Genomic DNA, 24,653 nt, shown 5'->3' on the forward strand with positions numbered 1-24,653 from the left:
GTGGTTCCTCAATATGTTATCCACAGGCAAAAACGAGATAAAGGCGTACTTTCTGTTTTGGTGTGGATAATCTTGTGTATAGATACTATATGTAGTGGTTTAATTACATTAAAGCACAATATATAGATTTCGTGAGCGAATATACAACCGAATAAGTTGATCTAAGACAAGGAAAGAGGCAGTTATCAGGGAAGGCGAACAAAGCGGGAATATCAACCCTGACACCGAAGTGATCAGGGCTGGGAAAACGATAAATTAGCGACGAACGGCGATAGCTTCGATTTCGATTTTCACGTCTTTTGGCAGGCGGGCAACTTCAACGCATGAACGGGCAGGGAACGGTGCATTATGTTCAGCGAAGAACGCTTCGTAAGTGGCGTTCACGGCAGCAAAATCATTCAGATCTTTGACAAACACCGTCGTTTTGACAATATCAGCGACTTTCAAGCCTGCTTGTTCGATAATCGCTTTAACATTTTCCAAAGATTGACGAGCCTGAGCAGTCACTTCCTCAGGGATGTCTCCGGTTTTGGGATCAACAGGGATCTGGCCGGAAGTGATAACCATGCTGCCCAGATCAACCCCCTGAACATAAGGGCCGATGGCGGCTGGTGCATTCTCAGTATGGATAGAACGTGACATTAGAAACTCCTGTTTGGCGTCTAAATGGAAAAATTTCTTGGATCGCCATTATAGTGATCCTCGGTCTTACATCAATTGATACAAGACACGCTGATAGATTGCTTGAGCGGGTGGTTAATCGTTATCGATAACCGCCTGGCGACCAAATTCTTTTTCACAGTACTTACAACGCAACACCACATCATCTTTTGCTGGCATAACATAGAAACTGCTATTGACCGGTTCATTATGGCTGATGCAATTGCTGTTTGGGCAGACAAGGACATTGTCGATCTGCTCTGGCAGGCTGATTGGCATCTTTTTGACGACAACATAATGCTCAATATTATTGATTGTGGCATTTGGCGCATACACGGCGAGTTGGTTTGCCTGTTGCTCTGTCAGGAAGGTGTTTTCAATCTTGATCAGATCCTTTTTACCCAAATGGTTGGAAGGCAGGTTCAGGCCAATGGTAATGCGCTGGTCCGTTTCAGTCAGTTTAAAGAGTGACAATAATTTAAAGCCGACGTGGGCGGGAATGTGATCGATAACCGTGCCACATTTAATCGCTTCTACTTGTAATTGATGGTCTTGAGTCATGTTGTGTCATGAATACCGTTTCGGTATTCCTCCTCCAGATATTAGGGATGCAAGGAAATGGGACTATTTTGTCACAGACGATTTGGCATTTCACCTGATGACTTTTTGAATTTATACCCGTCGCCTTTCAAGATGCGTCTGATACCTCCCGCGCAGCGGGGAGGTATCAACACTCAAATGGGTTTGCAAGCGGCAACTTGAAATTGGATTGGTATAAACGGTGATTTAATGCCATAACAGAAAATAAATAAAATTTGATGACTTACACTTCCGTTGCTAATCTGTAAATGCATTGTTAATTAAATGGTTTTTCAACATCACAGCGTAAGGTCGAACATGTTGCTATCTACTTCTGTTGGAAATAGGGATCTGGAAAAAAATGCTGTGGAAAAGATCCCACGAGAAAAAGATTTTGATTGGGAAATCATTCATGAAATACCTATTTATGAATGCCACCAACCTTTAGAACTGATCACTGATTCAAAGCAATTAAGACAAAAATCCGTTTATTATCTTGCGGGAATAAAAGGTGCCATTGAATATTGTCTGGTAAGAAAAAGCGTGGCTGAAAAATTAAGGATAGCATCACAATTACTTCCTGCTCATTTAGGGATTTTGGTCTTGGATGGCTGGCGCTCACGGGAAACGCAACAAGCACTGCAAGAGATAATACAAGCCAAGATAGCCGAGCGATATACGGAATTATCGGGTGAAGAACAGCAAAAATTATTGCAGCAATTTGTCGCCCCAGCGCCGATAGAAAAAAATCAAGTTAGCCCACATCTGACGGGGGGATCGGTGGATGTTACCCTCTTCGATATGAGGTCGGGTCAGCCACTGTTTCTGGGAACCGAATTTGACGAAGTGAGTGAATTATCCCATACCGCAGCATTAGAAAAAACGCCAGAGAAAAATATGCCCTCCACGTTATATCGACGATTACTCTACCAAGCCATGACGCAAGTCGGGTTTACCAATTTACCGACGGAATGGTGGCATTATGATTACGGTAATTCCATGTGGGCTTTTTATAACAACCAGACGGCTATTTATGGGGCAATAGATGAAATAAATAACCATTCAAAATGGTAGGACACCTTCTTATTCCTCGTACTACGAGGAATAAGGGATCTTATATTCACATAATAAGTGCATCATTGTTTTCTTTTTTATTTGAAGCCTATTAGGAAAAATAATGAAAAATACCCTTATTGCTGCTGACAATTCATTAATGCTGTGGGCTTTTATTATGATAGCTGTTGCTGTTGCCATATTGGCAGAACAGCGTTTCAAATGGGCCTCTAAAATACCCGGAGCAGTGATGGCATTAATCATGGCTGTTTTTGCTTCCAACCTAAATATTATTCCCACCGAAGCATCGGCTTACGATGTTGTCTGGGAATATATCCTGCCCTTGGCAATTCCTTTATTATTATTTAAAACTAACCTGCACAGCATTGTTAAAGAAAGTGGCCGATTACTGATACTTTTTCTGGTATCTTCCATCGCGATCATGCTGGGAACGGTCGTCGCCTTCTGGATTTTCCGCGCTTACATTCCAGAGTTAGATAAAATCAGTGGCATGATATCCGCTTCCTACACGGGAGGCGGGGTTAACTTTGCGGCTATGGCTGCCAAGCTGGAAACGTCCCAAGGCATGGTCGCCTCAACGATTGTTGCTGATCATTTTATGATGGCCGCCTATTTTATTATTCTGATGCTCTTATCCGGTTGGACAGTGGCGAGAAAATTTTGGGGCAGTCCCTATACCGATCGGGTTGACAATATGTCTGATTTGGATAAATCCCAACCCTTGGCCGCCGCGTATTGGAAACCGAAAAATATCGCCCTGAAAGATATCGCCTTATCGCTGGCATGGGCAATATTTATCGTCGCCCTATCATTTCATCTTTCGTCATGGTTAAAAAACGGGCTTGGACAGCCAAATAACCTGTATCAGGAACTAATTTTTAGCCTGCTTTCCGACAAATATCTGCTCCTGACCACGGTTACTTTTATTATCGTTTCAATCTTTAAACAGACATTCAGTAAACTGAATGGCACTCAGGAATTGGGTACTTACGCCATTTATATGTTTTTTGTTGTGATTGGCATACCTGCATCCATTCAAATCATCATCAACCATGCACCTTTGCTATTTGCTTTCGTCTTTGTGATTGCGATGCTCAACTTGATACTGACTTTTGCCGTGGGAAAAGTGTTTAAGTTCAGCCTTGAGGAAAATATTTTGGCCTGTAATGCCAATATCGGTGGGCCAACTACCGCAGCAGCAATGGCAATTAGCCGTGGTTGGATCAATCTGGTTGGTCCAATTATGGTCATTGGTACTGTCGGCTATGTCATTGGTAATTATGTGGGGACATTTGTTTATTTCATGGTGGGTCATTAACGGTAAACGAACTGAAACGAGTTGAGAAACAGGGCAAAAAGGGATTTGTCTGGGCAGGATCGTTTATGTCCGCCAGCTATATTGTCTTAAAATTATCCAAAGTATGAGCCGCATGGTAATGAGGTTGTCAGTTTTGTCAGGTTTTCTGAATTCTTTACTACACTTAAACCGTCAATTGCTGTGATTAAGGCAATGATTTAACAGCGTAACGAAGAATATGAACCACGAGCATGCGTTTTGCTCAATGGGCAAAAAATGGAATTCCTCTAATGATAATTGAAAAAATCACCCTGAACACCCCAGAGTCTAAGAGTGCGGATATCACCCACAAAAATATCGATCAACTTAAGCAGATTTTCCCTGAGGTGTTTTCTGAAGGAAAAATCAACTTTGACGCCTTAAAAGCGGTGTTGGGTGAAGCCGTTGATGATTCCGATGAGCGCTATAACTTTACTTGGCACGGTAAAACCCGCGCACGCCAAATTGCCCAAACGCCTTCAACAGGCACACTGCGCCCTTGTAAAGAAGAGAGTGTTAATTGGGATAGCACCGAAAATCTGTTTATTGAAGGCGATAATCTTGAAGTGCTTAAGTTGTTGCAAAAGGCTTATCACAAGAAAGTGAAGATGATCTATATCGATCCGCCTTATAATACGGGTATCGATTTTGTTTATAAAGATAATTATCATGATAATATGAGGAACTATTTAGAGGTAACTGGGCAAATTAATATCAATGGTCAATTGAATTCAACTAATAGAGAAACCACTGGAAGGTATCATTCAAACTGGCTGAATATGATATTTTCACGGCTGCTCGTTGCCAAAAACTTACTTCATCCAGAAGGAATGATATATATATCTATAGATGATAATGAAGTCTTTAATTTAGTGAAGGTTTGTGAGGAAATATTTGGATGCGATGCGGTTAAAATCATTGCGGTTAAAATGAGTGAAGCTAGCGGCTTAAAAATGGCTAGTGTCAAAAAACTAGGAACTATTCCAAAATTAAAAGAATATATTATTGCTATAAAGCCGAGTGGTATTAATAATATTGAATTTACTTTAATAAAGAAACCTACATGGGACTCGGAATATAATATATACTTGGATAATTTTAGTAGGGAGAATAGAGACTTTTATAACTCTATAAAAGATTCGGAATATCTTAGTGATGATCAATTAAAAGAGCTAGATGAAATTTTATCAGGTATAACTTTAAAGTCTTTATCCGAGGTATATAAAGGACCCGTTTCCAAAAAGGATGAATGGCTTTTCAATAATAGCTGGAGAATATGTCAATGTGTGAAATCCAGTAGTGTTTACAAACTAAGCGAAGAAAAAAAGAAAAACAAAAAAATAAGTGATGTTTTTTCTGTTAAGTCAGCTCAGGGATTAGTATATCTTGTACGTGGAACATATCCAGAAACTAGTCGAGACCCTAGGCTACAATTAATATTTGCTTCTGATAATCTATTTGTTCATCCTGGTGATTTTTGGACTCATATTAAAACCACAGGGCTTGATAATGAAGGAGGAGTTCCTTACAAAAATGGGAAAAAACCATTAAAACTAGTGACTGAACTGATTAGCTCTTTAAAATGTCTTAATGATGGAGATATCGTTTTGGACTTCTTCGCTGGTTCAGCAACGACTGGTGAAGCGACAATGATAGCAAGTAAAAATAACAATGTTAAATTAAATTATATATTAGTTCAATTACCAGAAAATTTAGAGGACACTTACAAATTAGCTAGTGCTGATGTGAAAAAGCAAATAAAAGAGTCTATGGATTACTTAAATGAACTGGGTAAGCCTCTTAGCTTAACAGAACTAGGAAAACAAAGAATTAGAATGAGTATTGAGAAATACAAAACTGAATCTCAAATAGATGGATTTAAAGTATTTAAACTATCTGAAACTAATATCCGTTCTTGGGATGCTAACTTTTCTAATTTAGAACAGGTTCTTCAAAAAGCTTCTGATTCCGTGAAAAATGGTCGTAATGCAGAAGACGTTCTTTATGAAATCCTACTTAAATACGGTATTGAATTAACCACCCGTGTTGAAGAAGTAACCGTAGAAGGCAAAAGAGTGTTTGTCGTTGGCACAGGTGCCTTAATGGTATGCCTGGACGATGACATCACCGAACAGGTGGTTGAGGGTATCGCCAAACTAAAAGAAAAACTCAATCCAGAAAGTACCCAACTCGTTTTTAAAGACCAAGGCTTTGCAGACAGTGTTGTCAAAACCAACGTGATTCAGATCCTGAAGCAGCAGGGTATCGACGATGTGAAGAGCATTTAAGGTGAGGGTAATGAAGATTCAATTTAGATCGGATTTATCACACCAAATAGATGCCGTTGATGCGGTTTTAGGTGTGTTTGCAGGGCAGGAAACATTTCAATGCAATTTTACTGTGGCTAATAAGATGTTGGCGAATCAGCAATTAGATATTTTTGGTCAAAACAATGACCTTGGTATCGGTAATGCACTTACCCTATTGCCTGATGAAATTTATGCCAACACGCGTAATGTCCAGTTAAAGAATGGCTTGCCACAGGTTGAAAACGCAAAGCAAGAACTCTCCAGTCTGGATTTCAGTATTGAGATGGAAACCGGGACAGGTAAAACCTATGTGTACCTGCGTTCTATCTTTGAGCTAAATCAGCGTTATGGACTGACAAAGTTTATCATCGTGGTGCCGTCCATTGCGATTAAAGAAGGTGTCTATAAATCACTGCAAATCACGGAACAGCACTTCCGTGAGCAGTACAAAAACGTCCAGTATGACTATTTTGTCTATGACTCATCAAAGCGCGAACAGGTGCGTAACTTTGCGACCAATGATTATATTCAAATCATGGTGATCAATGTTGATGCGTTCAGTAAGTCATTCACCGATCCGACAAAAGAAACCACGGCAAATCTGATCCACCGTACTGATGACAGATTGAACGGGATGAAGCCCATTGAATTTATTCAGGCCACTCGTCCAGTCGTTATTATTGATGAGCCACAGTCAGTGGTATCAACGGCAAACCGAAAAGAAGCGATTGGCAGCTTAAAACCGCTGTGCACATTCCGTTATTCGGCTACGTTGGCGGAAGCACCGAACCTGCTGTATAAGCTCGATGCGATTGATGCCTATGAGCGCAAACTGGTTAAGCAAATTGAAGTTGCTTCACTGGATGTTAAAGACGGGCATAACCAAGCCTATGTCAAGCTAGTGAGTGTGGATAATAAGAAATCCCCCATTTCTGCCAAAATTGAAATTGACGCTCAAACACGCACAGGCAAACTGCAACCGCGTAAGCTAATCACCATCAAAGAGGGTCAGGTCAATGACTTATTCACCCTTTCGGGTGGGCGTAGTGTCTATGAAGGCTATATCGTTAACGATATTTATTGCGAAGAAGGGAATGAGTATATCGATTTTACCTGTCGCGATGAAATTGTCCGCCTTGGGCAAGCCATTGGAGAGGTGGATCCGGAGGCCTTTAAGCGCATTCAAATAGCCAAAACTATCGAAGAGCATCTGGAAAAAGAGTTGAAGTTCTACCACAAGGTAACAAAGGGCTATGACAAGCTCAACCACGCGAAAATCCTGGGCCAGAAAGGGATTAAGGTGCTGAGTCTGTTCTTTATTGATAAGGTTGCCAACTACCGTGGCTACGCCAAAGATGGCGTTCCGGTTCAGGGTAAATTTGCCAAGTGGTTTGAAGAAGAGTTTGCAAAGCAGGTTAGAAAGCCCAAATATCGCGTGTTGTACTCCGGTATCTGGGACAATGATGGCGATAAATACACGATTAACGAAATCGCGCTGCAAGAACTCACCCAAATAGTGCATGGGGGTTACTTTGCCCAGGACAAGAAAAAGGATGTTTCTGGCAACCCTCAGTTTGCTGACTCGAAACTTTCAGCGAAAGGGGAAGGGGGGAAAACGGCGGCTGATGAATCGGCCTATAATTTGATCATGAAAGACAAAGAAAAACTTCTATCTATGGATGAGAAGCTGCGCTTTATCTTTTCACACTCCGCACTGAGAGAAGGCTGGGACAACCCGAATGTTTTCCAGATCTGTACGTTGAATGAAACCAGCTCCATGACTAAAAAACGCCAGGAAATCGGTCGTGGCTTACGTTTAGCCGTTGATCAATCGGGTGAACGCGTGCCTTATGGTTTTGAGATCAATACCCTGACTGTTATGGCAAATGAATCTTATGAAGGTTTTGTTTCTGAACTGCAAAAAGAGATTGAAGCAGAAGAAGGTATTAAATTCGGGGCGGTTGAGTCTCATCAATTTGCCAACATTGTGATTTCTGACGAACGGGATCAGAAGACTTTCTTGGGGGCAAAGACGTCAGAAACGATCTTCCAGCATCTTTTGTCCCAAGGTTATATTGATGGCAAAGGCAAGATTCAGGATGCACTGAAAATGGCGATTAATCACAACGCGGTTAACTTACCTTCCCATGTCGCTGGGTATACTGAGGCCATCGTTGCCACCTTGAAGAAATTGGTAAAAGGCCTGAATGTGAAAAAACATGAAGAAAAGCGCTCGGTCGCCTTGTGTGAAGATACAAATGGTAAGCAGGTTGTACTGGGGGAAGACTTCAAGGCCCTTTGGGAGCGGATTAAATACAAGACGACTTACCGCGTTAACTTTAATATCAAAGAGCTGGTTGAAAACTGTATCAAGGAAATTAGGGCCAATGTGGTGGTAGCCGGAGCCAAATTCCAGTACACCAAGGTTAAGGTGGCTGTTACTGAGGCTGAACTGGCAACCTTTGATGAGAAAACCAAACTTCAGGATTACCTCAATCGCAACTTCCAGTTGCCAGATATCGTCACGTATCTGACCGATCAGACTCATCTGACTCGCCAGACAATTATCGATATTCTGCTAGGTTTAGGCGACAAACTGGACGCTTTCAAAAACAATCCACAGCGCTTTATCGAATTGGCGGGAGAAGTTATCCGTAGACAGATGCGTATTGTCATTGTCGATGGCATTAAATATCACCGTATTGGGGACAACGCATACTATGCCCAAGCGCTTTTTCAGGAAGAAGAGCTGACTGGCTACCTCAAGGATATGGTGAAAGCTGAAAAATCGGTATATGACTACATCATTTGCGATTCAGAGTTCGAATTTAACTTTGCTGAAAAGCTAGAGCGCGCTGAAGAAGTGAAGATTTACTCCAAGTTGCCATCCTGGTTCAAGATTGATACTCCGCTGGGCAGTTACAATCCTGACTGGGCGGTATTGATTGACAAAAGTGATGGAACAGGGGAGGCGCTTTACTTTGTGGTTGAAACGAAATCAAGCATATTCTCAGATGACCTGCGTGAAGCTGAAAAAGCCAAAATCAAGTGTGGCATTGAACATTTTAACGCACTAAGTAAAGACGAAGAGGGCAACGAAGTACCCAACGCTGCCAAGTTTGTTAAAGCCGATAACTTTGATACGTTTAGTGCTAATTTTTGATCTTAATCGCATTAAGGGCATGGGCAATCGTGCCTTTGGCTTATTGGCAAAGCGCTGGTTTGTATCCGGCGCTTTGCTTTATTAGGCGCAAAATGACGGCAATAAGGCCTGTCAATAAAGGGAGTTAGACAAAAATACCCAAATCCAACAACTCGGTTTTTTCGTGATATCACCACGGAATAATTATCATCATCAGTGGATAGGAGTATGATCATATCGGCGTTATGAGTTCACCTGTCAATATGTGGCCTGATTGTGTTGGTCACGACATAAAAAATAGAGATTTTTATGAAATTCAAATCAAAAATAAAACCTTACCATGCGGCAGCGGGGGGGTGGGGTTCACTGGAGGCGACAACCCGTTTTGTCTTTGATAGCAAACAGGCACTGAAAAATATGGTTAACCTGATGCGCATGAACAAGCCCAGAGGCTTTGATTGTCCCGGATGCGCATGGGGAGATGATAACAAAAGCCTGTTTAGTTTTTGTGAAAACGGTGCCAAGGCCGTCACTTGGGAAGCGACCCGTCGATATGTTGATCAGCAATTCTTCGCGACCCATCGCGTGAGTAAACTTTACCAGCAAAGCGATTATTTCCTTGAATACCAAGGCAGAGTGGTTGAGCCGATGAGCTATAACCCACAGACGGATCATTATGAGCCGATCAGTTGGGACGAGGCTTTTGCCCTGATAGCCCGCCATATTAAAGCGATGGATAATCCCAACCAGCTTGAACTGTACACTTCCGGCCGCGCCAGTAATGAGGCGTCATGGCTGTATCAACTGTTTGGTCGTGTCGTGGGAACCAATAACTTCCCGGATTGTTCCAACATGTGTCATGAAGCCAGCGGCAGCGGTATGTTGGAAAGCCTGGGAGTTGGAAAAGGCACTGTTCGGTTGCAAGATTTTGATCATGCTGATGCTATTTTTATCTTTGGTCAAAACCCTGGGACAAACCACCCGCGCATGCTGCATAGCTTACGACATGCGGCTGAGCGTGGCGCGCGCATCGTCACGTTTAATACCTTGCGTGAACGCGGCTTGGAACGTTTCGCTGATCCACAAAAACCGCTCGAAGTGATCACCCCAAAGGCCGGGGAAATTAGTCACCGTTACTATCAACCTAAACTCGGTGGCGATATGGCTGCGGTGCGGGGGATGGTCAAGGCACTTTTGGAAACCCATAACACCCTGCTGGCTGAAGGCAAATCGGGTATTTTTGATCTGGAATTTATCGCAACTTACACCAACGGCGTGGATGCTTATTTGCAACAAGTGGCGGCCACCGAATGGTCATTGATTGAAGCACAATCGGGACTGACTGAAGCACAATTGCGCGAAGCGGCGACTATTTATCAGCATGCCGGGCGTGTCATCTGTACCTGGGCAATGGGGATAACCCAACATAAACACTCTTTGGTCACGGTGCGTGAAATCGTCAACCTCCAGTTGCTTTTTGGTCAATTGGGGAAACCGGGCGCAGGGCTTTGTCCGGTACGTGGTCACAGTAATGTACAGGGCAACCGGACGATGGGGATCAATGAGAAACCTGCCCCACTTTTTCTGGATAACCTGGCGGCTCATTTTGGTTTCGAGCCACCTCGTACTCATGGTCATCATGTTGTGGACGCGTTGAGTGCGATGTTGCGTGATGAAGTTAAAGTTTTGATCGCACTGGGTGGGAACCTTGCGGCAGCGGCGCCAGATAGCCCACGAACAGAAGAAGCGCTTAGACGTTGTGATTTGACGGTACACATCAGCACAAAATTAAACCGTAGTCATCTGATTACCGGTAAAAAAGGTGCCCTTATTTTGCCGACATTGGGGCGTACCGAACGAGATATTCAGGCTACAGGCGCACAGTTTGTCACGGTGGAAGACTCTTTCAGTATGGTTCATGCCTCAGAGGGCGTAAATAAGCCATTATTTGATAGCCAGCGTTCTGAAACCGCGATTATTGCGGGCATTGCCAATGCGACAGTCGGCGATACCGCAACGATTAACTGGCTGGAATTAGCCGGAGATTACAACAATATTCGCGATCATATCGCGGCAACGATTCCGGGGTTTGAAGGTTTTAATCAAAAATGTGAACACGACGGCGGCTTCTATCTTGGTAATGCTGCGGCTGAATTACGGTTTACGACGCCGAGCAAAAAAGCGGAGTTCAGCCATGCTCCCCTGCCAAAAACGTTGTTCCCGCACATTGAAGGCACAGATGCTCCTTTCATTTTGCAAACCTTGCGTTCACACGATCAATATAACACCACGATTTATGGATTGGATGATCGTTATCGCGGGGTGTATGGTCAACGGGAAGTGCTGTTTATGAACCCGGAAGATATGGCCCAATCAGGGTATCAAGCGGGTGATTTGGTCGATATCGAAACGGTATGGAATGACGGTATTCAGCGTAAAGTCTCTGGTTTTAAGCTGGTTCCTTACACCATTCCTCGCGGAAACCTTGCCGCTTACTATCCTGAAACCAACCCATTAGTCCCAATGGAAAGTGTTGGTGATGGTACAGGCACGCCAACGTCAAAATCTGTGCCCGTGAAATTATCCCTTACTGAACAGGATGGAGCGGCGACTCAGCGTCTGGTATAAGATGCTTGTCGTTAAAATCAGTGAGTCACAAGCACGTCGATTCAGGCTCGGTTTTTGAAGATAACGATATGATTTTCATCACTAAAAACCGAGCTGGCTAGTACACGGCCATAATCAATATTGTACCATGATGATTATCTCTTTTTTCTTCCTCAAAATCGGTGCCTAATTCAATCATTTGAAAAAATCCGGGAACCGTATTTATATATAGCAGTCGCCTTTCAGGATGCGTCTTATATCTTCCCACTGCGCAGGAGATATAAACACGCACATGGGTTTGCAATCGGTAACGTGAAGTTGGATGGGGATAATTATAAAAATATCAGTAATTAAACTTTTATTTCGTAAGAAGTACATAAATAAGATTAATGTGGATTTGGCTTTTTAAATAAATCATAAACGAGATTAAGCCTTGGGTTGTGAAATACTTCGGATAAAACCATACTTAGTATATTTAAAAATGAATTATAGTCGTTGCCTTTCAAGATACGTCTTATATCTCCCCGCTGCGCGGGAGATATAAACACTCACACGGGTTTGCAAGCGGCAACGTGAAGTCGGATAGTATGAATCTATAATTTATTGAGCTGAATAATTCATTGCTTTAATGAATTTCAATGCGAGGTTTTCACACGATTGTTTTCACACGATTGTTTTAAAACAATATTGGTATTTATTTAAATAAATTGCACAAACCGTTCTTGTAAGTGATTTTTGTGAAATATTTTTTCGAAAAATACTGAATGAAATAAATTTCATTTTCATTAGTCTATTTAATATAAAAGGAGCTTCTTATGGAAGCTAATAAACCATTCTACGTCATTGCCCACCGGGTTCTGACAGAAGAAAGTGTAAAGGCTGCTATAGCTCATGGCGCTAATGCCCTTGAGATAGACTGTACGGCATGGTCAAAGGGATGGTGGGCTGATCACGATGGCTTGCCGACTTCAGCAGGTGATAAAGCAGAAGATATTTTTAATTCTATTATTAAGCATGATAAAAATAAGCAAATTTGTTTTATCTGGCTAGATATAAAAAACCCTGACTATAACTCAGATCCAAGTCATATAGCATCAATAGAAATGTTAAGAGATTTAGCTCGAAATATTCTAGAAGTTAACGGAATTAAAGTTCTTTTTGGGTTAACTTCTTATAAACGAGCCTGGTGTGTCCTGACTAAAGAATTGAATGATAGCGAAGTTGTTTCTGTTAATGGAACATATGAAAAGGTTTTATCTCAATATATGAACAGCGAAAATCGAATACCTATAGAAAAACGGGTGATGGACTATGGGTATTTCAATTTGAGTTTTGAATTTAATATCACTAAGAAAGAATTAAAAAAAGGTGTTGAATCAAATAATTTTGGCAAAGTATTTTCATGGACATATGTACGTGGGCAATTAACTGAACTTAAACAATTAGTCGATGAGGTCAAACTGGATGGAATTATCTACGGCTTCAAAGTGACTTATTATTATGATCATGAAGACTCACGAGAAGCATTCAAAGAAGTGAAAGAAGCTTTTGAGCAAGCAGGGAGAAAATTAGCAACTCGTGGAGATTTTCTGTAGCGGATACTAAAAGCCATATTAAACGCCCAATGGGAGTGAATCTCGGAGTATACTCAATGGGTTGTGGGTTGCAACGTGATATTTACACCGCGGATGAACCATTATAAGCTGTGCAAAATTTGACTCATTATAGATCGTCGAAATTATAAATAACTTTAATACAACGAATGTATATTATGGACTTAAGAAATCAGAAGAAAATAATATGATGATTGAGGCGTATTGACTTCAATCATCATATTAATGGTTATTTATTCTGCTTATTGGGCTATCACAACATCTTCATTCAATACCAGCGACAACAGTGCCTGACGGGCAAAAATGCCATTTCCTGCTTGCTGGAAGTAGTAAGCATAGGGTGTTTTATCGACATCTACCGTGATTTCATCAATACGCGGCAGTGGGTGCAGCACTTTCAGGTTTTCTTTAACATTCACCAGATCCGCAGCACGCAGAACAAACTGGGATTTGATATTGGCGTATTCGGAAGGGTCAAGGCGCTCTCTCTGGACACGGGTCATATACAGAATATCCAGTTCAGGCAGCACGTCTTCAAAGTTATTGTGGAGGCTGTAACTCACCTGTTTTTCTTCCAGCATATGCAGGATATAGCTTGGCATAGCAAGTGCATCTGGCGCGATAAAACAGAAATGGTTGCCATGAAATTTCGCCAGAGCTTGTGTCAGTGAATGGACGGTACGGCCGTATTTTAAATCCCCGACCATAGCAATTTTCAGGTTTTCCAGCCTGCCCTGAGTTTCCTGAATGGTAAACAGGTCGAGCAACGTCTGGGTCGGATGCTGGTTTGCGCCATCACCGGCATTAATCACAGGGATCGGGCCGGAAAATTCAGAAGCCAGCCGTGCCGCGCCTTCTTGTGGGTGGCGCATCACGATTGCATCGGCATATTGGCTGATAATGGAAATGGTATCGGCCAACGTTTCTCCCTTTTTACCCAATGAAGTATTGCTGCTGTCAGCAAAGCCCACAACGGAAGCGCCGAGTCGCTGAATGGCGGTTTCAAAAGAGAGGCGGGTGCGTGTGGAAGCTTCAAAGAAGCAACTCGCTATCGCCTTGTGTTTCAGTAACTCAGTCTGTGGATTGGCTTTCAATGCAGCGGCCGTCTGCAATACCAGTTCCAGATCTGCGCGGCTCAGATCATTAATTGAAATGATATGCTTGCGATATAACGGGTTAGCCATGTTTGCGTTCCTCTTTTATGACTTCCAGCCTTGGACTGGGCAGGCAAAAAAAAGCCCCTCAATTGAGGGGCTTTTTCAAATATTTGGTTAAGTAATGGGAAAACAACGCGTTTACGCTGCCAGCAGACAGTGTTTCATTAGCCTGATGTTTTGTCACCGCTTTTATAACGTAATCTTTCATGTTTTCTCCCAGCAAATCGTCGCGCATTATACTCACGATAGCATTCATCGCAAGGATTGCCGGGAGAAATTTTTGTTTTAATTCATGGTCAGACCAAATAGCCTGGATCATAATGTGATTATTCGTTTCGATCGCCCAAACTAACCGCCATTCTGTTAAGAGCATTCATTAAGGCAATTGCTGTTGTCAGGTCAACAATCTCTTTTTCTGTAAAAACAGCATCAAGGCGCTCTTTGATCTTATCCAACGTACTTTGCCTGAGATTTGTCGTTAAGGCTTCGCACCACTCCAATGCCAGTTTTTCTTTTGGGCTATAGATATTGGAATTGAACCACGCAGGTAGCTTATCCAATTTTACTTGTTCTATACCATGATCTTTGCGGATGGCTTCGGCATGAAGGTGGCAACAATAGGCACAACCATTAATTTGAGATACCCGTGTTTCCACCAACAGAATAAGCGGTTGATCCAGTCCAGCGGCATGGATTTCTTCATAACTTTTATATAACGGATTAACAATCTTAGGTGAGACTTTTGCGTAATTCATTTTTATCTCTCAGAGGTTTTGTTTTTGGTTTATCCAGCGTGCCTTATATCCCCGCTCTTCAGAGGATGTCAATTGACAATAAATGTAGCAAAATCGGCGGCCAAATCAGTATTTGGAAATATTTCCCGACATTCCGCCAATAATCGTGGGCAATCCTTCACCCCATAGCGTCCGCTAATATGTGTAGCGATAAAGTGTTTTACCTTGGCATCCCGTGCCAAGGTTGCGGCTTGTTTGGTGGTGGAGTGCCCACGCTCATTGGCTTTCGCGGCAAGCGCATCTTCCAGCGTGATTTCATGCACCATCACATCAACATTGGCAGCCAGTTTTAGGGCTTCGGGGGTGGGTTCGGTATCCCCGAAAATTGCCAGTGATTTGCCACGGATTGGTGTGCCTGCGTAGTCTTTGCCACAAATTGTACGGCCATCTTCCAGTGTTACCGTGCCGCCCTGTTTTAGGGTTTGCATCCATGGGCCACGGGGAATGCCATCCTGGTTTAATTTCTCTGCATCAAGCGCGCCGGTTTTATCGTGCTCTTCAATCCGATAGCCATAGCATTCCACACGATGGTTCAAGGCATAAGCCGTAACGTTAAGTTCACCATCATCAAACAGTTGTCCGGGTTGGACTTCGATAATTTCCAGCGGATAGGTCAGGAAAGAGCTGCTCAATTGCAATGTGGTCTCCACAAACTGGCGTATACCCGTTGGTCCATATAAGGTGAGGGGATCGCTAGAACCGCCCATTGAACGGCTGCACAATAGGCCAGGTAAACCAAAGATATGGTCACCATGCAGATGGGTGATAAAGATTTTCTCCAGTCTGGATACCTTGATGGACGAGCGGAGGATCTGGTGTTGGGTTCCCTCACCGCAATCAAACATCCACAGCGTGTTGCGGATGCCCTGTAAGTCGAGGATCAGGCTGGTGACATTACGTGCTTTCGTGGGAATGCCGGCGCTGGTGCCTAAAAATTTCAGTTCCATGTTGGAGTCCTCGTGACTGTTATTCTAAAAAATCATTTGGAACAAATAAAAAAGGTCAAACATATGCCCATATTGAGCATGTGTCAAAGAACGGTGAGATTTAATTTTACTCACTTAATTAACTATGGAATTTAGATTAAATCGCTTTTCATAATAGTGAGACATGCAAATTCAGTATAACCTTTACTCCTCGCGGCACGAGGAGTAAGGAAGTGTCCTACAATTTTGAAATCTTATTTAACAAATAAGAAGTTTGATTGACAAAAACGGTATGAGTTGGATATATCAGTGTCATTGAGTGGTAAGCTCATTTTACCTGTAGCTTTTTATTTGGGAATAAATATGACAGTTATAGACTCCTTGCTTGCATTTACTATGGCGGCAACATTACTCACATTGACTCCGGGTCTGGATACCGCGCTGGTTCTGAGAACTGCGACGGTGGAAGGGGGTAAAAAAGCCTTTCAGGCTGCACTTGGCATTAATACGGGATGTTTTATTTGGGGGGTAATGGTGGCATTTGGCCTTGGCACATTGATTGCTGTATCAGAGCTGGCGTTTAACATATTAAAATGGTGTGGCGCATTATATTTATGCTGGTTGGGTGTTCAAATGATCTGGCATCCCAAAAAAGATCTTGGCGGAGAAGCATCTTCTTCTGTTAAAGGCCAAAATTGGTTTATCAAAGGGATGTTGGGCAATGTATTGAATCCGAAAATGGGCGTGTTTTATATTTCGTTTCTACCGCAGTTTATTCCTCAGGGACATTCACCCACATTATGGATATTCAGTTTAGTGGTGATCCATGTATTGCTTGGCACATTATGGTCATTGTTACTGATTTATGCCACACGCCCACTTTCCCATCTATTACACCGTGAAAATGTCATTAAGTGGATGAATCGTGCGACAGGCGGATTGTTTTTGCTGTTTGCGTTTAAATTGGTGATGAGTAGTCGACGATGATTCGCTATATCCGCCTCTTATTTGTGGATACTGAGTGCTACCATCAGCGCAGTTATGGACAAAATCATCCGAGGCTTAAGCTGTGGTAGCAACATTGACGGGTCTTTACACAATGTTGTGCTGATTCTTTAATGTTCAGCACAATTGATTTTTTATGTTTATAAATCAACCTATTACTGAGTTAATCCCTGAATAAGCAAACAATGCAGGCGCTCCACCGGTATGGACAAAAAGCAACGGTTTCTGACTTTCAAGGGTGTTATTTCGTATATTATCAATTAATCCCGCCATCGCTTTTCCAGAATAGACAGGATCTAATAAAATGCCCTCTTTTTGCGCCAATAGCGTAATGGCTTCTGAACCTTGTTTATTGGGCATACCATACATGGGGGCAAAATAATTGTCCCATAAGTGGACATCAGGGATGCTTGTTTGGCCTAAAAACGCGCTGATTTCTTGCTGCAATTGGCTCACTTTTGGTGCTTGTTCGGCGGTAACACGTGAGACGGTCACACCAATAACCGGTGTTTGTGGTAAGGCGGCGTGTAATCCGATAGCCAGTCCGGCGTGTGTACCCGCGCTTCCAGAAGCGACAATGACAGCAGCAAACTCCACATCTTTCGGGCGTTGCTCCGCAATTTCTAATGCGCAACGCACGTAACCCAATGAACCAAGAGCATTGGAACCCCCGACGGGAACAATATAAGCATCTTCGAGATTAAGTTGCTCAATCAACGCCTTCATTTGCCTGTTTGGATCGATCAATTCATCACACATGACGCATTGGGTATTGAATAATTCCGTCAGCAATTTATTGCCATTATTCAGAAAATTGCTATCGTAGTTTTTGATGGGATTTTCTAATAAAGCGACACATTTTAGGCCATACATTGCCGCAATGGCTGCTGTTTGCCGTACATGATTTGACTGAATTGCGCCAGCGGTGACAATGACTTTCGCCTTTTTTTGTAATGCGTCAGCAATAAGGTATTCTAATTTACGTAATTTATTCCCACCCATCGCCAAGGGAGTTAAATCATCTCTCTTAATATAAATATCGCGCCCTAAATAGCGGGATAAATTTTCCAACTTCTCCATCATGGTTGCTGTTTTTAGTAAATCAATACGAGCAAATTTTGCTAAATTTTCGGTTAAAAACATATTATCCCCAGCGGATTGTCAATTAATGAGTAAAGCCTAAGTAAAAGTAGATGATGAGGGCGAAACTTGCAGTAACCAGCGCATAAGGCATTTGAGTTCGAATATGCTCAATATGGTCACAATCTGTTGCCATTGATGCAACGATAGCATCGCTGGAAATTGGCGAAGTCATATCACCAAAAATAGAGCCTGAAATCGCGGCACCAATCATATACTCAGGAGGCATACCCACTGAAATACCTAACTGTACACCAATCGGGATCATAATGGCGAATGTTCCCCATGACGTGCCAGTTGCCAATGACATAATGGAACTAATCAGAAAAATAAAACCGATGGAAAAACCCGCCGGAATAATACCCGAAGTAATTTGTGCAATATAAGCACCGGTATTTAAATCAGCAGACACGTTGCCCATTAAGAATGCTAATACCATGACAGAGCTTATTTTTATCATACTGGCATAACCAATATAAAGCTCTTTAAAAAAGGTTTCTATGGTTAAAATACGGCGTATTAAAAACCAGAAAAAAGAGATTGTGGTTCCAAACATAACACTCCAATAGATAGAGGTTGAACCACTCCCCTTACTAAAATCGCCATTACCTGTGATATAGAGTGCAATGGGGAGCATCAATACTGTCGATAAAATAGGAATAAAAAAGTTTAATGAAGTATGACAGTTGGGATGTTCAATAACATCATCATTATCTTCACTGTGCTGGTTTTCAGTATCATTATTTATACGCTCATGTAAGACCCGCATTTCTGCGCTTTTCATGGGTCCCCAAGACACATTAGAAAAGATATAAAATAAGACCGAAGCGAGTGATAACCAAGCCATAATATTATAAACCATAGAGCCAGCCAGAATATCAAATGGCTCACCATGGATTAGCCCTCTGGAAATTTGTACGCCGATGACCCCCATCATGGCGGCTCCCCAACCATTAATCATGGCAGAAGAGCAAACCGAAACACAGGATGTTTGAATAATATAAGCCATTTTTTCTGGTGGGATACCATAATTTTTGGCTAATCTCTTGGTTGATGCACCAGCGATTAATTGGTTAATTGAGCTTTCAATAAAGATTAATGAGGTAATGATCATTGCCAAAAACTGGACGGATTTTTTATTTTCAATAAGCTGTGTTTTGTCAGTGAGTAAACGGACTAAAGATCGCACGCCACCTGTAACAACGACAAGCCGCATTATCCCACCAATCATTAACATAAAAATGATGGTTTTTGTATTACCTGAAGAGGAAAAGGTATTAATAATACCTTCAATAGTGCCTTGTATACCTAAAATAACATTATGATCATTAATGACAGTAAAACCAACTAATATACCGAGCAATAATGATAGAATAACCTGGCGTGTAAATATCGCTAAAATAATTGTAACAACCGGGGTGATTATAGTCCAAATACCGTAATCATTCATTTTTTAATTACCTTATTTTTATTATTTTTCATATTAATTTAACTTATTCTAATGCGTGCTCAAGGTCAGCTAACAAATCGCGAATATCTTCAATCCCGACTGATAAACGTAATACCGTATCATAAATGCCAATCTCTTCACGCTCCTCTTTGGTCATTGAACCGTGCGACATTGTTGCAGAATGATTGACCATACTTTCTACACCACCGAGAGATTCCGCCAAAACAAAATAGCGTAATTTGCTTAAAAATCTTTTTGTATCCGTCAAATCGCCGCTTAATTTAATCGTGACGACAGCACCCCCTGCCCGCATTTGCTCCTGACAAATGGCATAGTGTGGGTGAGTGGGTAAACCAGGATAATAGACGTGTTCAATTTTGGGATGAGATTGAAGGAATTTGGCTATTTCAAGTGCATTGGCGCATTGTGCTGACATGCGTAATGCTAATGTCTTTAAACCACGTAGTGCTAAATAGGAATCAAAGGGGGAGGCAATGGCACCGATAGTTGTTTTTAAGAAATCCAGCCTATCGGCTAAATCATTCCGATGTGTAATAACGGCTCCGCCAATCAGATCCGAATGACCACCAATATATTTACTTGTTGATAACATCACAAGATCTGCCCCTAATTCGAGTGGTTTTTGATTCCATGCAGTTGCAAATGTATTGTCAACACAAGTTAAGATATTATGATTTTTCGCGAATGCACAAATACGTTTGATATCCACCAATTCTAATAATGGATTCGTTGGGCTTTCTATCCAGATTAATCGAGTATTATCTTTTATTTTGGTTTCAACTTCAGTCAGATTATTTAAATCGACATAGTCAAATTGATGACCATTATTTTCGATAGCGACTCGTTCAAATAAACGAAACGTGCCACCATACACGCCTTTCATGGCAATAATATGAGATTCTTTAGGTAACAAGTTTAAGACTAAAGCAGCGGCTGCTACACCAGAGGCGGTTGCCGTTGCGTAAATCCCATTTTCTATTTCAGCTAACAAGGTTTCATAGGCATAACGTGTTGGATTACTGCACCGGGAATAACAGTATTCCCCCTGTTCAGACAAATTATTCTGTACAAAAGTACTGGCGGTTGTAATGGGTGGAAAAATAGCATGGTTTTCTTTGTCTTGCTGTTTTCCACCGTGGATTAATGTGGTAGCGAGATTTTTCATCATTTTTTGTAGTCCTATAAATAAGTTATCAAAGTATTAGGGGAAATATTGCACTATCAAAGAAGAATATGGCATAGGGAGATAAAAAATTTTTTCTAAAAAGTGACTAAAAATTTTTAAGTTAGAGAAAAATTTTCCTAAAAATGATAATTTTACATATTAATCAAATGGTTAGGTTGGTATAGTTTAATGTGATGATTATCAATATATTGGAAATTTGTGCGTAGTGATAGCGTTATTTTCTGATTTAGAAGGTGTTAACGTTTGCAGTCCTACCAAGAAGAGATTAAATTTTGTGCTGTATTCAGCCTGAAAAATGTGTAAAAGTTGTGCCAGAATTAAAATTCTTTTTGTTCGTGATATTCATTGAGATAAATATAGGGCGATTGCGTGCGTTCTTGTTTTACCATTACGTTTAATAAGTTGGAGATATTTGCCATTTTTTGCCGCATGTGAGCGGCAGAAAATAGGGATCAACTATGACAACACAAGATCTTCCACCAATGTTGCCACCATCACGGCCTTAATGGTATGCATTCGGTTTTCAGCCTGATCAAATACAATGCTGTGTTTTGATTCAAACACTTCATTCGTGACTTCCAGGCCACCATATAAATTGAATTCCTCTGCCAGTTGCTTACCGAGAGTCGTTTCTTCATCGTGGAAAGCAGGCAGGCAATGCAAGAATTTAACGTCTGAATTTTCCGTGAGTTTCACCACTTCCATATTGACCTGATAGGGTTTCAGTAATGCAATGCGTTCTTGCCAGACCGATTTTGGTTCTCCCATTGATACCCAAACATCGGTATACAGAAAATCGACCCCTTTGACACCTTGCGCAAGATCTTCTGTCAACGTGATCTGGCCGCCCGTTTTCTCTGCCCGTTTTTGGCATTCTGCAACTAAATTTTCGTCTGGCCAGCACGCTCTTGGCGCGACCAAACGAAGATCCATACCTGTTAATGCGGCTGCTTCCAGCAGGGTATTGCCCATGTTATTGCGGGCATCACCTAAATAGGCAAATTTGATTTCAGATAGCGATCTTGGGCAGTGCTCTTGCATTGTCAGTAAATCAGCTAAAAGCTGGGTTGGATGGAATTCATCAGTTAGCCCATTCCAAACCGGAACATCTGCATATTGCGCGAGCGTTTCGACAATTTGCTGACCCTGCCCGCGATATTGGATACCATCATACAAACGCCCAAGTACCCGCGCGGTATCCTTAATAGATTCTTTGTGCCCGATCTGGCTGCCATTAGAGCCTAAATAGGTAATATTGGCACCTTGATCATGCGCTGCAACTTCAAAGGCACAACGTGTACGGGTGGAGTCTTTTTCGAAGATCAAGGCAATATTTTTCCCCGTGAGTAAAGGTGATTCCGAGCCTGATTTTTTATTCGCTTTTAATGCATGAGATAAAGTTAAAAGAATATCAATTTCTGTAGGACTAACATCAAGTAATCTTAGGAAAGAGCGCTTGAAAAACGGGTTCATTATGCATTGTCTCCATTAGACAAATATTGAATTTATATTCACTATACATCGATAAAAAATTCAATTACAAGTCCCGTATTCAGCATTTATAAGAGTAAAGGTTATAGATCAGTCGGTTATGCTGTGCATTTCTTTTTGAACAAAATTGGATAGATATATCCTTTGTCCAGAAAAGATGGGAGAATGCAAAACAAGACAGCCAACTGATGGAGGGGATTGGCATGGCAGACCCACATGCTTTAGAAGAACAGTGTGAAGAAACTCGCTTGATCATCGAAGAACTATTGGAAGATGGCAGTGATCCTGACGCACTTTATATTATTGAACACCATTTTTCGGCGGAAAACTTCGACCAACTAGAGAAGGCAGCCCTTGAGGCTTTTAAGTTGGGTTATGAAGTCACGGATGCCGAAGAGCTGGAAACAGAAGATGGTGTTGTTTTGCTGTGTTGTGATGTGATCAGCGAAAGTCGTCTGGAAGCTGAGTTGATCAACGTACAGGTTGCGCAACTGATGGATCTGGCTGAAAAGATTGGTGTCAATTACGATGGTTGGGGAACGTATTTTGAAGATCCCAATGCGCCTGAAGAAGAAGACGGTGATCTCTTTCCCCCTGAAGATGACGAGCCTAAACTCCATTAAGGTTTTGTGAAGATTGTTGCTAAAGCCAAAGGCCCCACTTAAATCGTGGGGCTAATTCACTGACATTATCTTTGCTTGAAGATGATTGGTGTTATAGCGCCTTGATCATCCTGACTTCACAGTCACTGTGGCCTGTATTGCCAAGTGGCTTATCAAGATAGCTAAAGCCCAATTTTTCATACAAAGCAATGGCGGCTTTCAATTCTTTAGTTGTTTCCAGATAGCAGCATTTAAAGCCTTGTTCTGTGCCAAATTTGAGGGATTGCTTCACGATTTGCTTAGCAATACCTTTTCCCCGTAGTACTGATGAAAGGTACATTTTCTGTAATTCGCAGGTATCCCCATCACCACCCACCAACGGGGCAACACCACCACCGCCAACGACTTCGCCATCCATTTCAACAACCCAATAAGCACTGCGTGGCTGGCTGTAAACTTCGTACAGGGTATCCAGAATGGGATCAGCAACGGCAAAACCTTTGTCGGCGGTTAAGCCATGCTCGGCAGATACCTGACGGATCACAGCGGCAATGCCTGCATTGTCTTGTTGGGTGATGGGACGAATAACGTAGTTGTGGGTTGTTTTTGTTGCCATTATGATTTTCTCTTTATATTTTTTATTGATAGGGAGGGAAATAATACAGCATGAAAGATATTAAGTTAATCACTCAGTCATCAGATAACTATGGAGTGATGGATTTATACCATTTATCAAGAAAGGTGTTTTCATCAACGCGTTTTGACTTTAATTTTTCTGATTTATAACATCATGGAAAAATAGTTAATAAGATATGTCCCTATATCAGTCGCCTTTCAAGATGCGTCTTATCTCTCCCTGCTGCTCGGAGAGATATAAACATTCAGTTTGGTTTGCAAGCTGCAACTTGGCGTTGGACTGATATATACGCATTAAACTTCAAGTTGCAATTTACAACACGATATGAAACCTGATTTCTCCCCGCTTCGCGGGGAGAAATCACACGCATCTTGAAGTTAGATTGGTATATAATATTTTTAATGATTTATTTTTATAATAATAATTTATGATAATAATAAATATCACCTTTGTTTATATTCCGTTTATCATTAATGTAATACATTCTCTTTATCTAATTTTATTATATTTTTTCATAAATTGAATATGATGATTGATTATTTTCTTGTGTTATGGTTTTTGTTTGTTTGTTTGTTTGTTTGTTTTTGTTTGTTTTTGTTTGTTTTTGTTTGTTTTTGCTTGTTTTAATTCTATAATAATTTTTGTTTTAGGAATATCGACAGAAGCTATTTTTTTTGCACTCTATTATTAGCTTTATTATTGCTATTTTTCATCATTCAAGGATTAAAATCCCGCTTAAATTTGAAAAAAAATTATCTTATTTTATTACAACGCCAAGATTCCATGCGCCTCATCATGACAAAGAATATGAAAATAATAATACTAAGAGCCTATCCCAATAGGATTATATTCCAGACAATGAAACTACAAGCCAAATGAAGCATGGCTTCATAATTTTCAACCCGTTTTTCCCAACGGATCAGA

Annotated in this window: 19 protein-coding genes and 1 pseudogene; 8 read left to right on the forward strand and 12 right to left on the reverse strand. The window is 41.4% G+C overall.

Features of this window, described 5'->3' with window-relative positions:
- Positions 1 to 255 precede the first annotated feature (255 nt).
- Together ridA and pyrI are read right to left on the reverse strand one after the other, a co-directional pair.
- On the reverse strand, positions 256 to 642 hold the full coding sequence (gene ridA / locus Xkoz_RS02445; protein WP_099140583.1) for a 2-iminobutanoate/2-iminopropanoate deaminase: 387 nt from the start codon (positions 640 to 642) through the stop codon (positions 256 to 258).
- A 114-nt stretch (positions 643 to 756) separates the two neighbouring features.
- Entirely contained in the window at positions 757 to 1,221 is a 465-nt protein-coding gene (pyrI, locus tag Xkoz_RS02450; protein WP_099140584.1) for an aspartate carbamoyltransferase regulatory subunit, read from the reverse strand.
- A 336-nt stretch (positions 1,222 to 1,557) separates the two neighbouring features.
- On the opposite strand from pyrI, the gene Xkoz_RS02455 reads away from it, so the two are divergent.
- From Xkoz_RS02455 to Xkoz_RS02480, 6 genes are all read left to right on the forward strand, one after another.
- Positions 1,558 to 2,313: a M15 family metallopeptidase gene (locus Xkoz_RS02455; protein ID WP_167386541.1), complete on the forward strand. Its 756-nt coding sequence runs from the start codon at positions 1,558 to 1,560 to the stop codon at positions 2,311 to 2,313.
- Positions 2,314 to 2,416: 103 nt separating this feature from the next.
- Positions 2,417 to 3,631 (forward strand): DUF819 family protein, encoded by a 1,215-nt coding sequence (locus tag Xkoz_RS02460; protein ID WP_099140586.1) that lies wholly within the window; start codon positions 2,417 to 2,419, stop codon positions 3,629 to 3,631.
- 269 nt (positions 3,632 to 3,900) lie between these two features.
- Positions 3,901 to 5,937, forward strand: coding sequence for a site-specific DNA-methyltransferase (locus Xkoz_RS02465; RefSeq protein ID WP_422646063.1), 2,037 nt, complete (start codon positions 3,901 to 3,903; stop codon positions 5,935 to 5,937).
- Positions 5,938 to 5,947: 10 nt separating this feature from the next.
- Positions 5,948 to 9,121 carry a type III restriction-modification system endonuclease gene (locus Xkoz_RS02470; protein ID WP_208615194.1) on the forward strand — a complete coding sequence of 1,058 codons (3,174 nt, stop codon included), beginning with the start codon at positions 5,948 to 5,950 and terminating at the stop codon, positions 9,119 to 9,121.
- A 288-nt stretch (positions 9,122 to 9,409) separates the two neighbouring features.
- A complete protein-coding gene (locus Xkoz_RS02475) occupies positions 9,410 to 11,728 on the forward strand; it encodes an FdhF/YdeP family oxidoreductase (RefSeq protein WP_099140589.1) in 2,319 nt (772 codons plus the stop codon).
- Positions 11,729 to 12,522: 794 nt separating this feature from the next.
- Positions 12,523 to 13,302: a PI-PLC domain-containing protein gene (locus Xkoz_RS02480; RefSeq protein ID WP_099140590.1), complete on the forward strand. Its 780-nt coding sequence runs from the start codon at positions 12,523 to 12,525 to the stop codon at positions 13,300 to 13,302.
- A gap of 260 nt (positions 13,303 to 13,562) precedes the next feature.
- Here the strand turns inward: Xkoz_RS02480 and pyrB are convergent, their stop codons facing one another.
- From pyrB to rnz, 4 genes are all read right to left on the reverse strand, one after another.
- Positions 13,563 to 14,504 carry an aspartate carbamoyltransferase gene (gene pyrB, locus Xkoz_RS02485; RefSeq protein ID WP_099140591.1) on the reverse strand — a complete coding sequence of 314 codons (942 nt, stop codon included), beginning with the start codon at positions 14,502 to 14,504 and terminating at the stop codon, positions 13,563 to 13,565.
- A gap of 58 nt (positions 14,505 to 14,562) precedes the next feature.
- Positions 14,563 to 14,685, reverse strand: a complete 123-nt coding sequence (locus tag Xkoz_RS23680; RefSeq protein ID WP_279627384.1) for a hypothetical protein — start codon at positions 14,683 to 14,685, stop codon at positions 14,563 to 14,565.
- A gap of 118 nt (positions 14,686 to 14,803) precedes the next feature.
- On the reverse strand, positions 14,804 to 15,232 hold the full coding sequence (locus Xkoz_RS02495) for a carboxymuconolactone decarboxylase family protein (RefSeq protein ID WP_099140593.1): 429 nt from the start codon (positions 15,230 to 15,232) through the stop codon (positions 14,804 to 14,806).
- Between the two features lie 68 nt (positions 15,233 to 15,300).
- On the reverse strand, positions 15,301 to 16,218 hold the full coding sequence (rnz, locus tag Xkoz_RS02500) for a ribonuclease Z (protein WP_099140594.1): 918 nt from the start codon (positions 16,216 to 16,218) through the stop codon (positions 15,301 to 15,303).
- 342 nt (positions 16,219 to 16,560) lie between these two features.
- Between rnz and Xkoz_RS02505 the strand changes: the two genes are divergently transcribed.
- Complete coding sequence (locus Xkoz_RS02505; protein ID WP_099140595.1) at positions 16,561 to 17,184, forward strand: LysE family translocator; 624 nt, start codon at positions 16,561 to 16,563, stop codon at positions 17,182 to 17,184.
- A 165-nt stretch (positions 17,185 to 17,349) separates the two neighbouring features.
- Here Xkoz_RS02505 and Xkoz_RS02510 read toward each other — a convergent pair whose 3' ends face one another.
- From Xkoz_RS02510 to argF, 4 genes are all read right to left on the reverse strand, one after another.
- Positions 17,350 to 18,345, reverse strand: coding sequence for a D-cysteine desulfhydrase (locus Xkoz_RS02510; RefSeq protein ID WP_099140596.1), 996 nt, complete (start codon positions 18,343 to 18,345; stop codon positions 17,350 to 17,352).
- A 22-nt stretch (positions 18,346 to 18,367) separates the two neighbouring features.
- The gene (locus Xkoz_RS02515) at positions 18,368 to 19,792 is read right to left on the reverse strand and encodes a Na+/H+ antiporter NhaC family protein (RefSeq protein WP_099140597.1); all 1,425 of its coding nucleotides are present in this window, start codon (positions 19,790 to 19,792) and stop codon (positions 18,368 to 18,370) included.
- A gap of 43 nt (positions 19,793 to 19,835) precedes the next feature.
- A complete protein-coding gene (locus Xkoz_RS02520) occupies positions 19,836 to 20,981 on the reverse strand; it encodes a trans-sulfuration enzyme family protein (protein ID WP_099140598.1) in 1,146 nt (381 codons plus the stop codon).
- A 474-nt stretch (positions 20,982 to 21,455) separates the two neighbouring features.
- Positions 21,456 to 22,472, reverse strand: a complete 1,017-nt coding sequence (argF, locus tag Xkoz_RS02525) for an ornithine carbamoyltransferase (RefSeq protein ID WP_099140599.1) — start codon at positions 22,470 to 22,472, stop codon at positions 21,456 to 21,458.
- A 221-nt stretch (positions 22,473 to 22,693) separates the two neighbouring features.
- Between argF and rraB the strand changes: the two genes are divergently transcribed.
- On the forward strand, positions 22,694 to 23,113 hold the full coding sequence (gene rraB, locus Xkoz_RS02530; RefSeq protein WP_099140600.1) for a ribonuclease E inhibitor RraB: 420 nt from the start codon (positions 22,694 to 22,696) through the stop codon (positions 23,111 to 23,113).
- A 91-nt stretch (positions 23,114 to 23,204) separates the two neighbouring features.
- Here rraB and Xkoz_RS02535 read toward each other — a convergent pair whose 3' ends face one another.
- Together Xkoz_RS02535 and Xkoz_RS02540 are read right to left on the reverse strand one after the other, a co-directional pair.
- Entirely contained in the window at positions 23,205 to 23,708 is a 504-nt protein-coding gene (locus tag Xkoz_RS02535; RefSeq protein WP_099140601.1) for a GNAT family N-acetyltransferase, read from the reverse strand.
- Between the two features lie 851 nt (positions 23,709 to 24,559).
- A pseudogene (locus Xkoz_RS02540) lies at positions 24,560 to 24,653 on the reverse strand (IS5/IS1182 family transposase); the annotation flags it as partial.

It is taken from the genome of Xenorhabdus kozodoii, from assembly GCF_002632875.1.
GTDB lineage: Bacteria > Pseudomonadota > Gammaproteobacteria > Enterobacterales > Enterobacteriaceae > Xenorhabdus > Xenorhabdus kozodoii.